This window comes from Caballeronia pedi, from assembly GCF_001544915.2.
In the GTDB taxonomy this organism is placed as follows: Bacteria; Pseudomonadota; Gammaproteobacteria; order Burkholderiales; family Burkholderiaceae; genus Caballeronia; species Caballeronia pedi.
In genome coordinates this window covers 205749-221316 of the sequence record NZ_FCOE02000006.1, presented here as the reverse complement: position 1 = coordinate 221316, position 15568 = coordinate 205749, and the positions used below count along the sequence as shown (strand labels likewise).

Annotated in this window: 17 protein-coding genes; 6 read left to right on the top strand and 11 right to left on the bottom strand. The window is 66.6% G+C overall.

The annotated features are described in order from the left end of the window. The first annotated feature begins 67 nt into the window (after positions 1-67). Positions 68-580 carry a hypothetical protein gene (locus AWB80_RS12015; protein WP_061174872.1) on the top strand — a complete coding sequence of 171 codons (513 nt, stop codon included), beginning with the start codon at positions 68-70 and terminating at the stop codon, positions 578-580. A 16-nt stretch (positions 581-596) separates the two neighbouring features. Here AWB80_RS12015 and AWB80_RS12010 read toward each other — a convergent pair whose 3' ends face one another. After that, entirely contained in the window at positions 597-890 is a 294-nt protein-coding gene (locus AWB80_RS12010) for a hypothetical protein (protein WP_143328017.1), read from the bottom strand. Positions 891-1132: 242 nt separating this feature from the next. Between AWB80_RS12010 and AWB80_RS12005 the strand changes: the two genes are divergently transcribed. Further along, positions 1133-1693, top strand: coding sequence for a hypothetical protein (locus AWB80_RS12005; protein ID WP_061174870.1), 561 nt, complete (start codon positions 1133-1135; stop codon positions 1691-1693). A 58-nt stretch (positions 1694-1751) separates the two neighbouring features. Next, positions 1752-2150, top strand: a complete 399-nt coding sequence (locus AWB80_RS12000; protein ID WP_061174869.1) for a GFA family protein — start codon at positions 1752-1754, stop codon at positions 2148-2150. A gap of 8 nt (positions 2151-2158) precedes the next feature. Here AWB80_RS12000 and AWB80_RS11995 read toward each other — a convergent pair whose 3' ends face one another. Continuing rightward, a complete protein-coding gene (locus tag AWB80_RS11995; protein WP_061174868.1) occupies positions 2159-3169 on the bottom strand; it encodes a zinc-binding alcohol dehydrogenase family protein in 1011 nt (336 codons plus the stop codon). Between the two features lie 135 nt (positions 3170-3304). Between AWB80_RS11995 and AWB80_RS11990 the strand changes: the two genes are divergently transcribed. Continuing rightward, a complete protein-coding gene (locus AWB80_RS11990) occupies positions 3305-4183 on the top strand; it encodes an NAD-dependent protein deacetylase (protein ID WP_425266847.1) in 879 nt (292 codons plus the stop codon). 3 nt (positions 4184-4186) lie between these two features. On the opposite strand, the gene AWB80_RS11985 is transcribed toward AWB80_RS11990, so the two are convergent. Next, complete coding sequence (locus tag AWB80_RS11985; protein WP_061174866.1) at positions 4187-5443, bottom strand: aminotransferase class V-fold PLP-dependent enzyme; 1257 nt, start codon at positions 5441-5443, stop codon at positions 4187-4189. Between the two features lie 220 nt (positions 5444-5663). Between AWB80_RS11985 and AWB80_RS11980 the strand changes: the two genes are divergently transcribed. Then, positions 5664-7340, top strand: coding sequence for a methyl-accepting chemotaxis protein (locus AWB80_RS11980; RefSeq protein ID WP_061174865.1), 1677 nt, complete (start codon positions 5664-5666; stop codon positions 7338-7340). Between the two features lie 7 nt (positions 7341-7347). On the opposite strand, the gene acuI is transcribed toward AWB80_RS11980, so the two are convergent. From acuI to AWB80_RS11955, 5 genes are all read right to left on the bottom strand, one after another. Further along, positions 7348-8340 carry an acrylyl-CoA reductase (NADPH) gene (acuI, locus tag AWB80_RS11975; protein ID WP_061174864.1) on the bottom strand — a complete coding sequence of 331 codons (993 nt, stop codon included), beginning with the start codon at positions 8338-8340 and terminating at the stop codon, positions 7348-7350. Positions 8341-8410: 70 nt separating this feature from the next. Beyond that, positions 8411-8848: a PRC-barrel domain containing protein gene (locus AWB80_RS11970; protein WP_061174863.1), complete on the bottom strand. Its 438-nt coding sequence runs from the start codon at positions 8846-8848 to the stop codon at positions 8411-8413. Between the two features lie 181 nt (positions 8849-9029). After that, positions 9030-9245: a hypervirulence associated TUDOR domain-containing protein gene (locus tag AWB80_RS11965; RefSeq protein ID WP_061174862.1), complete on the bottom strand. Its 216-nt coding sequence runs from the start codon at positions 9243-9245 to the stop codon at positions 9030-9032. A gap of 54 nt (positions 9246-9299) precedes the next feature. Further along, entirely contained in the window at positions 9300-9722 is a 423-nt protein-coding gene (locus AWB80_RS11960) for a DUF1810 domain-containing protein (protein ID WP_061174861.1), read from the bottom strand. Positions 9723-9732: 10 nt separating this feature from the next. Further along, on the bottom strand, positions 9733-10638 hold the full coding sequence (locus tag AWB80_RS11955; RefSeq protein WP_061174860.1) for an aldo/keto reductase: 906 nt from the start codon (positions 10636-10638) through the stop codon (positions 9733-9735). 212 nt (positions 10639-10850) lie between these two features. Here AWB80_RS11955 and AWB80_RS11950 point away from each other — a divergent pair, with 212 nt between their 5' ends. Beyond that, positions 10851-12107, top strand: coding sequence for a glycosyltransferase family 9 protein (locus tag AWB80_RS11950; protein WP_143328016.1), 1257 nt, complete (start codon positions 10851-10853; stop codon positions 12105-12107). On the opposite strand, the gene AWB80_RS11945 is transcribed toward AWB80_RS11950, so the two are convergent. From AWB80_RS11945 to AWB80_RS11935, 3 genes are read right to left on the bottom strand one after another with little or no spacing between them, the layout of a single operon-like run. Continuing rightward, a complete protein-coding gene (locus AWB80_RS11945) occupies positions 12067-13836 on the bottom strand; it encodes a chloride channel protein (RefSeq protein ID WP_061174858.1) in 1770 nt (589 codons plus the stop codon). The two genes, AWB80_RS11950 and AWB80_RS11945, sit on opposite strands and share 41 nt — an antisense overlap. 18 nt (positions 13837-13854) lie before the next feature. Then, the gene (locus AWB80_RS11940; protein ID WP_061174857.1) at positions 13855-14265 is read right to left on the bottom strand and encodes a MarR family winged helix-turn-helix transcriptional regulator; all 411 of its coding nucleotides are present in this window, start codon (positions 14263-14265) and stop codon (positions 13855-13857) included. A 25-nt stretch (positions 14266-14290) separates the two neighbouring features. Next, a complete protein-coding gene (locus AWB80_RS11935) occupies positions 14291-15445 on the bottom strand; it encodes an HPP family protein (protein WP_061174856.1) in 1155 nt (384 codons plus the stop codon). Between the last annotated feature and the right edge of the window lie 123 nt (positions 15446-15568).

Sequence of the window (15568 nt, the reverse complement as noted above, 5' to 3'; positions counted from 1 at the left end):
AGATGAACGCGGCGCGCGTGGCAGTACGTGCGCCGCAGAATCCACCCTCGACATATCGGAACAGCGAATGACGAAACAACAGACCGCCACGCAAGATCCCTACGAACGACGCGCATTGCTTCTGCATCTGGGCGATGTGCTGGAGTCGGTGTTTTGCCTGAGCCAATGCGCCGACGAATTCGCGAGCATCGGCGAAGCGGTGAAGGGCAACGACGCGCTCGCGGCCTTTACGCTGCTCGGCTTCATCGACGAAAAGATGACGCCGCGCGATTTCATCAGGCGCGCGTCGGGCGCGTTCTTCGTGTGGCCGAAGGCGCTGCTCGACGAAACGCTGAATCGGCCGATGCTCGCCAACACCGTCAAGCACGATCTCTTCGCCGATAACGCGAAGGGCTGGGATGCCTACGCGGAAGAGCGGCGCAAGGGCGTGCCGTGGTTCGGCGAGGAACTGCCGGAGGTCGTGGAAAGCGCGGCGCCGGCGCACGCGACGGCGACGGCTTCGGTTCCCCCGAAGAAGAGCAGGACGAAAGCGTCGCGCTATTCGACCTGGCCGTGGCCGGACAAGCCCGCCGACGCCTGATCGCGGTGCCGTCGCTTTATTGCTTCTTGCCCATGCTGCTTGCGCCCGCGTCGAAGCCGAGACCATTCGGCCGATCGGGCGCGGCGCCCTTGCCGGATGACGTCTTGCCCGGCCGCGTCTTCAAGGCGTCGCTGGCGTTCGCGGCTGCTGTCGCGGGGGGCGTGACGTTTTTCTCCTGATACGCGGGCGTGCTGTCGTAATCGAGCTTGTTCGGCTTGCCCGTCGACTGCTGGGCACTCGCCACGACGGCCAGCGTGCCGCCGAGCAGAATCCCCGCCATGCGTCCACAGGTGCTGAGTGTGGGTCTCATCTGCCGCCTCCCATTTGTTCTGCACTTTCCCAGAAGCGCAGCAAAGCGCGGACCCGGCCGATATGTGCCGCCGCGCGCATTGTCTGAATGTTGGCGGAAGATGCCAGTGCTTCTGGCGTGGACGGTTGAACGGCCGCGGTATCCTTGACAGCAGGCCCGGCGCAGACTCGCGACGCTCGATCACGCATGAGCGTCGCGCGCCTGCAACGACTAATAAAACTGCATCGGGGAACTGCAAGCCAATGAGACCTTCCACTTACGCGGGAATCGCCTTGCTAGCGGCGTGTAGCAGTGCCTTCGCGCAACAGCCGCTGACCGTGCCCGGACGCAGCCAGAGCACGTGGCAGCAATCGGTCGATAACGCCGCCTGCTACGGCTACGCCAACCAGACGACGAAAGTGAACATGGCGCGCGAATCGCAAACGCCGCCGCGTGATGCCCAGCGCGAAACGCGCGTGCTCACGCCGCCGCGTGCGGTCGAACCGCCGTTGCCGCCGGGCGCATCGGGTGCATCGGGTGCGCTCGCGGCCTCGGCCGCGTCGCCCGCATCGGCGGCGATCGCGGCGTCGGCCTTGCCGCCGGGGCGGGTGTCGGGCGCCAACGGGCTGCCTGGCGCGTCCGGCGCGATGCCCGGCATGCCCGCGATGCCGGCATCGATGGCGGCCGGCGCGTCCGGCGCATCCGACGCGATCTACGGCGGCGACATGAAGATGCCGCCGCTGCCGCCGCCCGAGCCGCCGATGACGCGCTACTGGCGCGCCTACAGCGAATGCATGCAGAACCGCGGCTACTTCACGCGATGAACCTCGCTGCGCGCCCGGGCGACTCAGGGCGCGCAGCGATACGCGGGAGCAACGGCCCATGACCGCTCAGCCGATCCACGAAGGCGGATGCGCCTGCGGCGCGGTGCGCGTGCGCGTCACGGGCGAGCCGAAGGAAGTGAACCTGTGCCATTGCATGACGTGCCGGCGCATCCACGGCGCGCCGTTCGGCGTCTATGCGATTTTTCCGCGCGCGGCGTTTCAGGTGTCGGGCGACACCGCCGCGTGGGCGAGTTCCGCGACGGGCAAGCGGCACCATTGCCCGGTATGCGGCTCGCCGGTGTATCTGGCGTTCGACGGCGTCGACGAGATCGAAGTGCCGACCGGCATCTTCGATGAAATCGGGTTGTATCCGCCGCAGTACGAAATCTGGTGCAGAAGCGCCGAGCCGTGGCACGACGCGCAGGGGCGGCCGCGCTACGCACGCGGCGCGCCCTGATCAGACCTTCAGCACTCGACGATCGCCTTCACGACGCCCGCCTTCGGATCGAGCAGCGACGAGAATCGTTCGGGCACGTCGGCAAGCGTCAGACGATGCGTGTTGAGCGCATCGGTCGGGACTTCGCCCTTGCGCATCGCGGCGAGCACGGTCTCGAAGTCCTCGGGCGTCGCGTTGCGGCTGGCGAGCAGCGTCGCTTCGCGCTTGTGAAACTCCGGATCGGCGAACGAGATGCGGTCCGGCACGATCGACACCAGCACATACTTCCCGCCATGCGCGATGAACTCGAAGCCGCGTTCCATCGCGCGCGAGTTGCCGGTCGCGTCGAACACCACGTCGAAGAATTCGCCGTTCGTGAGCGTCGACAAGGTTTCCTTGTCGCGTTCGCCGATCTGCACGGTCGCGTCTACTTTCAGTTCGCGCTTGCAGAAGGCGAGGCGGTCTTCGCGCGTGTCGAGCGCGGTGACGTTCGCCCCGCGCAGGCGCGAGAACGTGATGGCCGCCATGCCGATCGGACCCGTGCCGACAACCAGCACGCGCTGGCCCGGCTTCACGTCCGCGCGGCGTACGGCGTGCGCACCGATCGCGAGAAATTCGATCATCGCGGCCTGATCGAGCGTGACGCCCTCGGCCTTGTGGACGAACTGCGCGGGCAGATTCAGATATTCCGTGAACGCGCCGTCGCGATGCACGCCGAGCACCTGGATATTCACGCAGCAATTGGTCTTGCCCTGACGGCACGCGATGCACTTGCCGCACGAGAGATAGGGCATCACGTAGACCGTGTCGCCCGCCTTCAGGCCGCTCGCCGGGTCCGCTTCCTCGATCACGCCGGAGAGTTCGTGGCCCATCACGCGCGGATACGAAAGATACGGCTGATTGCCCGTGAAGATGTGCAGATCGGTGCCGCAGACGCCGACGCGCTTCACGCGCAGCAGCACTTCGTTGTCGCCGCGCTGCGGCTTCTCGCGCTGTTCGGCTTTCAGGGTTCCGGGCGTTTCGCAAATGACGGTCAGCATGCTCTTGTCTCGTGGAGTCTTTGGAATGGGGCGTTCGACAATCTAACGATGCCAACGGATTTGGTCAAGCCAATTTAAATATTGTAAAAGTGGTAAGGCCAGAGAGGCGATCAGCGGCGCGCGCGGTTTCGCCTTATATTTCCACGAGAGCGAACCCCGCAAAACGCACAAAAAGGACGGCCCGTGCAGCAGCTTCATGAATTCGTCGAGCGGTATCCGCGGCTGTTCGTGCTTTCGGGCGCGGGCATCAGCACGGAGTCGGGCATTCCCTGTTATCGCGACCGCGAAGGCGAGCGCACGGGCCGTGCGCCCATTCTGCTGAAGGATTTCCTCGGCTCGGACTATGCCCGGCGACGTTACTGGGCGCGCAGTCTGATCGGCTGGCCGGTGGTCGCGAGCGCCCAGCCGAACGGCGCGCATCACGCGCTGCGGGCGCTGGCGGCGCGTTCGCGGGTGCTTCGGCTGGTTACGCAGAATGTCGACGGGCTGCACACGCGCGCGGGCAATCCCGATGTGATCGAACTGCACGGCAATATCGGCCGGGTGCGCTGCATCGAATGCGGCGAGCGTCATACGCGCGCGGCGGTGCAGCGTTTGCTGGAAGCGGCGAATCCGGACTTCGTCGGCCATACGGCGCCCGCCGTGCCGGACGGCGACGCGCACATCGAGGATCTCGATTTCGCCGCGTTCGATGTGCCCGGCTGCACGCGCTGCGGCGGCGTGCTCAAGCCCGACGTGGTGTTCTTCGGCGAGAGCGTGCCGCGCGCGCTCGTCGACGACGCGGCGCGCTCGCTGGAAGCCGCCGACGCGATGCTGGTCGTCGGCTCGTCGCTGATGGTGTATTCGGGCTACCGCTTCTGCGAATGGGCCGCGAAGAGCGGCAAGCCGATCGCGGCGATCAATATCGGCAAGACGCGCGCCGACGCGCTGCTCGCGCTCAAAGTCGAAGCGCCGTGCTCGACGGCGCTCGAAGGTCTGATCGAGCGCCTCGACGCGCGGCCGGTCGCGGGTTAGCCGCTACTTCAGCTCGCGCGATAGCGTCGCGATGCCTTCGAGCAGCCGCTGCGCATCCGAGATGCGGGAAAACAGCGCGGGCGTCACGCGCACGACTTCGCCCGCGTCGGGACCGGGACGCGTCACCGTGAACACGCCGAAGCGGTCGCGCAGCGCGGCGACGATCGCGTCGCAGCCCGCTTTGGTCGCGCATCCGTTCAGCCGGAAGGCGGTGATGCCGGCGGTCATCGTCGGGTCGGGCGGCGTCATGATCTGCACGCCGGGCAGCGCGCGCGCCGGTTCCGCCCACGCATCGCGCAAGGCGCGCAGGCGCGCTTCCTTCGCCTTCGCACCGATCGCCCCGTGCACTTCCAGCGCGGCCGGCAGCGTGAACCACGCGGCGAAGTTCGGCGAGCCGGTATGCACGCGCGCGCGGATATCGTCGGCGGGCCAGGTGCGGTCGCCGAGATACGGATCGATCGACGCAAGATCTCCCTTGCGGATGTAGATTGCGCCGCAGCCGAGCGGCGCGCCGATCCACTTGTGCAGGTTGAGCGCGGCGAATGGCGCGTGCAGGCCGGGCACGTCGAAGTCCAGTTGCCCCCACGAATGCGCGGCATCGACGATCACGTCCGCGCCCGCTGCCTTAGCCATATCCGACAGTTCGGCGACCGGCAGCACGAGGCCCGTCGCGAAGCATACGTGCGAGAGCAGCACGAGCCGCGTGCGTGGATGTTCGCGCAGCGCACGCGCGTAGGTTTCGAGCACCGCTTCGCGCGTCGCGGGCTCGGGCATCGTCAGGCGCACGGGCGTCACGCCGCGCCGCTCGCGCAGCCATTCCATCGCGTCCTTGCCGCACGGGTAATCGAGATCGCTGTAGAGCACGGTGTCGCCCGGCGCGAGACGGTTGTAGCCGCTGATCAGCGCGAGCAGTGCTTCCGTCGCGTTGCGCGTCAGTTCGATTTCCTCGACCGCGCAGCCCATCGCCGCTGCGAGGCGTTCGCGCAGGCCCTGATACAGCGTCATCAGATGCGGGCGGATCAGCAGCGTCGTCTCGCGGTTCACGCGCTCGGTCCAGTGATGGAACATCGCCTTCACCGGCTCGGTCATCGCGCCCCAGAAGCCGTTCTCCAGATTGATCAGCGCGTCCGAGTGGCGCCACAGGCCGCGCACCGCCGCCCAGTAAGGCTCGTCGGTGGCGAGTGCGGTCGTCGGGGTGGGCGGTAGCGCCGCGAGCGCAGCGTCGAATTCGGGTGTGCGGTAGGCGAGGAAATCGGGCATCGGCAATCGAATGTGTAAGAGAAAGGTAAGGCTTGCTCAGGACTCTCGTCGTGGATGGTAGCGGTATTACCGGTGGACGTGGACAAAATGCAGACCATTTGCATCTTTTCCCTTCAGTCTGGAACTGGCCCGCCGTAATCAGCAAGAAGAGCGCCGCGCTTCACGCGCGGAATAATGGCGCCGTATGTCCACCGAACGGACCCCTGAGAGAACCCAAAACATGAACCTCAAGAACATCACGATCAAAAACAGGCTGATCGCGGGATTTGGCATTCTCGCCGTACTGGTCGTGCTGGTTGCAGGCATGTCGCTGCGCGCGTTGTCCCACGCGACAGACGGCTTCGTCCACTACGTGAACGGCATCAACGCCCGCGCCGATGTGGCCGGGCAGATCCGCACCGCCGTCGACCGGCGGGCGATCGCGGCGCGCAATCTCGTGCTGGTCACGAAGCCCGCCGACCTCGAACTCGAAAAAGCCGAAGTCACGCGCGCGCACGAGGACGTGCAGGCGCGATTGCGGCAATTGAAGGACATGGTCACCAATGCGACCGACACGAACGAGAAGGCCCGCAGCCTCGTCGCCGAGATGGCGCGCGTGGAGACGCTGTACGGGCCGGTCGCGACGGGCATCGTCGGACTCGCGCTCGCGGGCAAGCACGACGAGGCGATCGTCAGAATGGACGACGAATGCCGTCCGCTGCTCGCGCAACTGGTCAAGGCCACCGATGATTACGCCAGCTACACGGCCACGCGCCGCGAGGAAATCGTGCGCGACTACCAGGCCAACTACGAGACGCAGCGCAACGTGCTGATCGCGCTGTGCGCGGCGGCGGCGCTGTTCGCGGTGGGTGCGGGCATCGCGATCACGCGCTCGATCACGACGCCGATCGGCGAGGCGGTCGGCATCGCGCAAACCGTGGCGCGTGGCGATCTGACGAGCCATATCGTCGCGGAAACGACCGACGAAACCGGCGATCTGCTGCGCGCGCTCGCCACCATGAACACGCGCCTCACCGAAACCGTCAGCCGCGTGCGCGAAAGCAGCGGCGCGGTCGGCGGCGCGGCGAAGGAGCTCGCGACCGGCAATACCGATCTGAGCCAGCGCACCGAAGAACAGGCCGCGTCCTTGCAGGAAACGGCGGCGAGCATGGAAGAATTGACATCGACGGTGCGTCAGAACGCCGAGAACGCGCAGCAGGCGAGCACGCTCGCATCGAATGCGTCGGATATCGCGAAGAAGGGCAGCGATGTGGTGGGCCGCGTGGTCGATACGATGAACGGCATCAGCGACAGCTCCGGCAAGATCGCCGAGATCACCGGAATCATCGAAGGCATCGCCTTCCAGACGAACATCCTCGCGCTCAACGCAGCCGTCGAGGCGGCGCGCGCGGGCGAGCAGGGCCGGGGTTTCGCGGTGGTCGCGAGCGAAGTGCGCAGCCTCGCGCAGCGCTCGTCGACGGCGGCCAAGGAAATCAAGGAACTGATCGCCGATTCCACCGCCAAGGTGCGCGACGGCTCCGTGCTGGCAGGTGAAGCGGGCACGACGATGGCCGAAGTCACGCAGGCCGTCGCGCGGGTGACGGACATCATGGAGGAGATCGCGGCGGCGTCGGTGGAACAGGGACGCGGCATCGAGCAGGTGAATCAGGCGATCACGCAGATGGACGAAGTCACGCAGCAGAACGCGGCGCTGGTCGAGGAAGCGGCGGCGGCGGCCACTTCGCTCGAAGAGCAGGGACGCAGGCTCAACGAAGCGGTGGCGTTTTTCACGGTGCAGGGCGCGGCGGCTGCGTTCACCGCGCACGCTGCGACCGCGCCGCGCGCGAAGGCCGCGCCTCGCGTGACGCGGGTTCAGGTGGCGAAGGTCGCCAGCGGCGACGGCTGGAGCACCTTCTGACGCGCGTCTACGCGTTCACATCGACGATCACGCGCCCCTTGATCTCGCCGCGCAGCAAACGCGCGGCGGCTTCGGGCGCATCGGCGAGCGTGATGGTGGTCGCGACGCGCTCGATGGTCGCGACCGGCACTTCATCGGCAATTGCCTGCCACGCCGCGACACGCCGTTCGCGCGGCACGTAGACGCTGTCCACGCCCAGCAACGCGACGCCGCGCAGGATGAACGGCGCGACCGTGGCGGGCAGATCCATACCTTGCGCGAGGCCGCACGCGGCCACTGCGCCGCCGTAGCGCAGGCTCGCGCAGACATTGGCGAGCGTGTGGCTGCCGACACAATCGACCGCCGCCGCCCAGCGCTCCTTCTGCAGCGGCTTGCCCGGCTCGGACAGCGTCGCGCGCTCGACGATGTCCGCCGCGCCCAGTTCGCGCAGCCGCGCGGCTTCCTCGGGACGGCCAGTCGACGCGATCACGCGATAGCCGCGTTTCGCCAGAATCGCGACCGCGAAGCTGCCGACGCCGCCGTTCGCACCCGTCACGAGAACGTCGCCGTCTTGCGTCGCGACGCCGTGTTTTTCCAGCGCCTGTACGCACAACATCGCCGTATAGCCCGCCGTACCGACGGCCATCGCCTGGCGTGTGGTGATGGTCGCGGGCAGCGCGATCAGATGATCGCCCGGCACGCGCGCCTTCTGCGCGAGTCCGCCCCAATGCGTTTCGCCCGCGCCCCAGCCGTTCATCACGACCTTGTCGCCGGGCTGGTAATCCGGGTGCGAACTCGTTTCGACGACGCCCGCGAAGTCGATGCCCGGCACCATCGGCCACTTGCGCACGACCGGGATCTTGCCCGTGATCGCGAGTCCGTCCTTGTAGTTGAGCGTCGAGAAGTCGACGCGCACGAGCACGTCGACTCCGCCGTGTGAGGCGAGCCGGGATTCGTCGATCGACTGAATGGACGCGACGGTGCGATCGTCCTGTTTGTCGAGCATGAGGGCGTTGAACATCGCGTGCTCCCGGGCTTCAGCCATGAAAAGAGGCGGCGCGCGGCCGCCCCGGTTTACAACGAACGATGCATCAATGATGCTCGAATTCCGCGCGCGGCTTGGGCGTCGCCTTCACCTTGTTGTACTGGAACTCGGGCAGCGCCTTGATGGCGTCCTTGGTCGCGCCCGCGAGCACGAACTTGCCGTCCTTCACATCCAGTTGCTCGATGGGAATCGCGACATCGTGACGCGCGACGCCCAGGAACTTGTTCGCCGCGATGATCGCGAACGAAACCGACTTGTCGGGCGCGACGATGATGTCGTTGATCACGCCGACGCGCTCTCCCTGTTCGTTCACGACAGGCTTGTTGAGGACGGATTTCTTGACGCTCCAGCCGTCGATGATGGCGGTCGAAACTTCGACCGTCACCCCGAGCGGCTGCGCGCCCGCGACCTGGGCGTAGGATGCCGTGGAAGTCAGGCCGAGTGCCGACGATGCAACGAGCAGTGCCACGAGCTTCGATTTCATTGTTCGTTTCCCTCAAAGGATGAGCAGACTGTTTCAATGGACAATGCGCGATTCAAGCTTCCAGCGCGGTAGAAGTTTGAACGTTAATCGGGGTTTTTGCAGAAGCGGTGTCAGGTTGCGCCGCGCGCACTATAAAAGTGCGAACGTACGGCGCATGGCGAGGCGGATTTCGATACTAAATTCAGTGAGATAGCCGCGTGAGCGCATCGGCCCTGTGCACGGCGCGCTTGCCGCTCTTGTCGCTTTCGACTTCGTAGTGCGGATCGTCGTGCGACGCATTGACGGTGTGTCCGTCGAGCGTCATGCGCTCGGTGACGATCCGCACGACATGTCCCGTCGTCTCGCCTTGCGGCGTGTTCCAGCGGACGTGATCGCGCAGCTTGAATGATGTGCTCATGACGCTCGGCTCCCGGGACCTATCGATCACCGTGAAGCGCAACCGTCATGCCCGTCAGCGCAGGCGCGCGAGCGTCGCGTCGTCGGGCTGGCCTGCGAAGTAGTGGCGCAGCGCGCCGTCGAAGACCTCCGGCGCGTCGGCGATGTGCGCGAACAGGGTCATCGACGAATGAAATTTCATGTCGTCCGGATAGCCGAAGATCTCGCTGGCGCCGCGCCCCTGCAAGCCATCGACGATGCGCGTCAGCTCGACGAGCCGTGCGCCCAGCACCGGATGCGCCAGATAGGCGCGCGCTTCGTCGGGCGATGAAATCGCGTAGTGTTGCGCCATCGCGCTGTGCCCGAGACCGGCGATCTGCGGGAACACGAACCACATCCAGTGCGTGCGCTTGCGACCGGCCGAAAGCTCGGCGCGCACATCGTCGATGACGCTTTCCTGCGCGTCGACGAAGCGTTGCAGGTTGAAGGGATCGCTCATGGCTTGCTCCTTACGCGACCGCGTCGGCGATGCGTTGTCTCATCGCGGCATCCGGATAGACGCCGATGCCCGCGCGCGCGTTGTCGGTCATGTATTCGGGCCGTCCCGTGCCGGGGATCACGCAGGTCACGGCGGGGTTGCCCAACACGAACTTGAGCAGAAGCTGTGCCCATGAGGTGCAGCCGAGTTCACCGGCGAATGCGGGCACCGGGCGGTTGCGCAGGCTCGCGAGCAGCGAGCCACCGCCGAACGGCTGATTCACGATAACCGCGACGCCGCGTTCGGCGGCGAGCGGCAGCAGGCGCGCTTCGGCATCGCGATCGTTGGCGGCGTAGTTGATCTGGACGAAATCGATGCGCTCCGAACGCAGCACCGCTTCGACCTGGGGAAACGCGCTCGACGTGTAATGCGTCACGCCGATGTAGCGCACTTTTCCGGCCGCTTTCCAGTCGCGCAGGGTGGCGAGATGCGTGCGCCAGTCGAGCAGGTTGTGAATCTGCATCAGGTCGATGCGATCGGTTTGCCACAGGCGCATCGACTGCTCCATCTGCGCGATGCCGGCGGCGCGGCCATCGGTCCAGACCTTGGTGGCGATGAACGCCTTTTCGCGCGTGTGCGATTGGGCGAGCAGCGCGCCCGCGACGGCTTCGGAGGAGCCGTACATCGGCGATGAATCGATCACCGAGCCGCCCGCGGCGAAGAGCACGCGCAGGACTTCGGCGAGTTCGCGGCGGCGCGCGGGGTCGTCGGCGACGTCGAAGGTGCGCCAGGTGCCGCAACCGACGACAGGCAAGGGCTCGTTCGTCGAGGGAATGGGGCGTTTGTGCATGGGTTGCGGAGACGGTTCGGCGGCGTGCGTGGCTTGCGTGGCGAGCGCGGCGGCGGCGAGGCGGAGGAAGTCGCGGCGGTTGGTCATGGGCGTTGCCGGCGAAAGGGCATTTGTCTGGATCCTGAAGAGTAACCGTCCGGTCGATTCTTTCTCTCCCCGAAACGCACGATGACGCAAAGTCCGTTTTCATCCCGGCCAACCGCGCCTACCTTGAAGTTACGCTTTTTTGCGATTTCGGACGCTGCGAGGAAGTAGCATACCCAGCCTTCGCCCGACATTTCAGACGACGACAATCCGTCATGGCCCAACCAAACGACCTGCAACACATGGAGCCGCTCGAACTGATCCGCGCTCTGCGGCTGGCCGGCCGCGCCAGAGAGGCGCAAGCGCTCGGAGCGCAATTGTCCGCGTCCGCCGATCCCGGCTGCTGGATCGGCCAGCTTGGCATCGACCTGAGCTTTGCCGGCCTGCACGCCGATGCGGAAAAGCACCTGAAGCGCGCGCTGGCGGACGCGTCGGTGTCTCATCTCGATCGCTATATGCTCGCCGAAGAACTCGCGATCGTGCAATTCATCCTCGGCAAGTTCCACGAAGCGAACGAGCTATACCGCGTGATTCGCGGCCCGGCGTACGCCGACGCGTTCCACCACCTCATTCTGGGCGCTCATCCCTCGTGGCGGAGCGCAATGTCCGAGAAGCTCCTCGGCATGGAGGAACCCGTCGCGGGCAAGCGCATATTCATACCCTCCGAAGGCGGTTTCGGCGACTTCGTGCAGTTCTCGCGCTACGTCGATGTCCTGCTTCGCGAAGGCGCGCGTGCGGTGGTCATGGAGCAGTTCCCGGGATGGAACGAGATTGTCCGGCAAAGCGGCGCAGTGATGCTTTCGATGGCCACGGAGGAGCAGCGCGCGATCGAGCTCGAGCGCTGCGATCGCGTCACCTTCGGCTTCAGTCTCTACGCGCGATACCAGCGCTCGCCGTATTTTCCGGCGGAGAATCCGGCGGCGCGCGTCGCCATCGATCCGGCGCAGACCTTGTCCGGCGCGGCGAACGCGCTGCTGAGCGCCGACACCAAGCGTCCGAAAATCGGCCTCGTCTGGACGAGCGCGAGCGGCGTGCGTCACGAGCCGTATCGCTCGATTCCGCTGGAGCGGCTGGAACCGGTGCTTGCCAATCGTGCGTGCCGTTTCTATTCGTTGCAGGTCGGCGAAATCAGCGACGACACACGTGCCGTCATGCAACGCCACGATGTGATCGACATGGCGCCACATCTTTTAACATTCGGCGACACCGCCCGTGTTCTCGAACAGTTCGATCTGCTCATCACCATCGACACGGGCACCGCGCATCTCGCCGGCGCGCTGAATCGGCCGGTGTGGGTGCTGCTGGCGCAGGCTTGCGATGCGCGCTGGCTCGATTGCCAGCGCTTCACGCCGTGGTATCCGTCGATGCGCCTGTACCGTCAGACCGAACTCGGCGACTGGACGCAGCCGCTCGCCGACCTGCAGGCCGATCTCAGTGCTTTCTCAACGCAGGCGCCCGTCGAAAACCTCTGAAGCGCTCGCGCTGATGCTCTTCGTCGAAATGCTTGCGCGCGGGTTTCACGAGATCGCTGCGCGACACGATGCCGACGAGCCGCAGCGACTGCCTGTCCGCGACCACCGGCAGACGCTCCAGTTCATGTACGGCCAAGCGCGTCGCGGCGAGGCGGCACGGTTCGCCTGGCAGCGCGAAGACCGGCGCGTCCGGCTGAAGCTTCTGCAACGCGCAGCCGACGCCCACGTTCGCCTCGCGCTCCATCAACGTCCCCAGCTTCGCCCGATCCAGCACGCCGATGAGCACGCCGTCACGCACCACCGGATACGCCCGATGCGCCTGATGCGGCCCGAAGTGCCGCGCGAGCACATCGCCAAGAGGCGTGGCGGCGTCGATCGTCAGCACGTCGCGGGTCATGACTTCATCGACATGATGGCGCTCCAGCGGGTCCACGCCGTATTCGCGATAGATGTGATAGCCGCGCCGCGCGATCTTTTCCGTCATGATCGAGCGCTTCATCACGACGGTCGCGAAGCCATGCGCGACGAGCGTCGCGGCGAGCAGCGGCAAGAGCGCGTTCGCGTCGTGCGTGAGGCCGAACGCGAAGACGATCGCGGTGAGCGGCGCACCGAGCGTCGCGCCGAGCGTGGCGGCCATGCACACGAGCGGCCAGAGCGCGGCGTCGTGGCCCGGCAGGATCGCGCCGAGCGCGGTGCCGAGGCCCGCGCCGAGCATCAGTAGCGGCGCGAGCACGCCGCCCGAGGTGCCGGACGCGAGCGCGACCACCCAGATCACCGCCTTCACGGCGAGAATCGACAGCGCCACCTGAATCGCGATGTGCTGATGCAGCAGATCGCCGATCACGTCATAGCCGACGCCGAGCGCGCGCGGCTCGATATACCCGCCAATGCCGACGACCACCGCGCCGAGCGCCGGCCACCACATCCAGTGGATCGGCAGCTTGCCGAACAGATCCTCCAGCTTGTAGAGCGCCGCCGACAGCCCCGACGCCAGCGCGCCCGACAGCAGCCCGGCGACGAGGCACGACAGCAGCGAAATCATCTGCGGCGGCTGCGTTTCGAGCGGAAACAGCGCGCCCGTGCCGAACACGGCCGCGCGCGCGAAACCCGAGACGGCGCACGCGAGCGCGACCGGCAGGAAGCTGCGCGGACGCCATTCGAACAGCAGCAGTTCGACCGCCAGCAGCACCGCCGCGACCGGCGTGCCGAACACGGCCGTCATGCCCGCCGCCGCGCCCGCGACGAGCAGCGTCTTGCGCTCGGCGGCCGTCACGTCGATGCACTGCGCGATCAGCGAGCCGAGCGCGCCGCCCGTCATGATGATCGGGCCTTCCGCGCCGAACGGCCCGCCGCTGCCGATCACGATGCCCGACGACAGCGGCTTGAGGATCGCCACCTTCGGCGACATGCGGCTCTTGCCGAACAGGATCGCCTCGATCGCTTCGGGAATGCCGTGGCCGCGAATTTTCTCCGAGCCGAAACGCGCCATCAGCCCGACGATCAGGCCGCCGATCACCGGAATCACGATGACCCAGGCCCCGAGCGTGTTGAGCGCGGGCGAGCGGTCCTCGATGGAGAACGTGCCGAAGAAGAACAGGTTCGTGAACAGATGGATGAGCGCGAGGAGCACGACGGCCGCCAGCGTGCTGACGCCGCCGATGATCGCGGCGAGCCCGCATATCTTCAGCAGCCGGTCATTGACCGAAAAGTCGCGTTTGTGATGGTCCATGCTCTGTGCTCCTGGAATTCAAAGATCGATTTGCGGCACGCGGAACGCGCCTTCGAGCGACTTCAGTTCCGCGCGATGCAGCGCGGCGAGGCGTTCGAGAACGTCTTCGCCGCGCGGTTCGACATGCACCCGCACCTGGCGTCGATCGTCTTCGCTCGGCGCGCGCCGCACGAGCCCGGCCGCCTCGCAGCGCGTGACCAGCGCCACGACGCCGTGATGATGCGATTGCAGCCGCTCGGCCAGCTCGCCGACCGTCGCCCAGTCGCGGCCGGGATAGCCCTTGATGTGCAGCAGGAGCAGGTATTGCAGCGGCGTGATGCCTTCGTCCTGCGCGGCGCGCTCGGAGAAGCGCTCGAAGCGCCGCATCTGATAACGGAATTCGGACAGTTGCTCGAAGTCCGGCTTGTTGAGCGTGCGCGGGTGGTTCATCGGATGTCGTGATGGACGACGCGGATCAGGCGCTCTTGCGCTCGCCCGCGAACGATTGTCGATAGAGGCCCGAAATCAGATCGGTCTCGGTGATCATGCCCGCGAGCTGATCGTGCGCGCCGATCACCGGAATATGGTGGTGCCCGAAGTGCGCGAACATCGGCACCAGTTCGGCGATGGCCGTGTCCGTCTTCACGGTGCAGACGTCGGTCGTCATCAGTGCGGCGACGAGCGGCGGCGTCTCCGACGGGCCGCGCATGAGCCGCTCGATCGCGTGCTTCACGCCATCGGCGAAGCCGCCGCGACGCACCGGCGCCAGGTCCGCGCGCGTGACGATGCCGCACACGCGGTGCGTCGCGTCGATCACCGGCAGCGCCTTCACCTGATGCCGGTCGAGGAGCGCGAGCGCCGCCCGCGCGCTGGTCTGCGGCGTCACCGAGACGACCGCGCGCGACATGATGTCCGCGCAGGTGAACTCGGTGAAGCGGCGCGCGTAGGCCTGCAATTGGGTTTCGCGCAGCAGCGCTTCGAGATCGTCGGGATCGACGTCGAGCATTTCGCTGCGGCGCGCGAGCACCGCTTCGAGATCGGCGCGCGTGAACGATGCGGCGTCGGGCGGCGCGGCGGCGGGCTTCGGCGCGGCGTGGCCGTGCGGATAGCGATGGCCCGTCAGCGAGTGAAACACGACCGCCGACGAAAGCAGCGCCAGCGACTGGATCGCCACCGGCGCGAGCACGAAACCGTAGCCGAGCGCGTGGATCGACGGCCCGCCGAGCACGGCCGTCAGCGCGACCGCGCCCGACGGCGGATGCACGCAGCGCAGCGCGAACATCGCGCAGATCGCGAGGCAGGCGGCGAGCGCGGCGGCATCGACGGGATCGTGGACGAACATCGCGCAGGTGACGCCGACCGTCGCCGACACGATATTCCCGCCCATGATCGACCACGGCTGCGCCAGCGGGCTCGCGGGCACGGCGAACAGCAGCACGGCGGAGGCGCCCATCGGCGCGATGAGGAACGGTATGGCCGCCGCATCGCCGATGAGCAGATGCGCGACGCCGCCCGTCAACGCGATGCCGATCAGCGCGCCGAGACCCGCGCGCAGCCGCTCGACCCAGCGCAGGTTGACGGGAGCGGGAAGAAAACCATGCAGCCAGCGAAGCAATGCGTTACGCGACACTTTTCAGCGTTCCGGTCGGGTCTGTGGAGGATCACACTGGCTGGCCGGATCGGTGGCGCGGGCGCAAGCGTGCGTCAATCGCAAAATTATATCGCAATATGATACAAATTGTCGCGTGCTTCC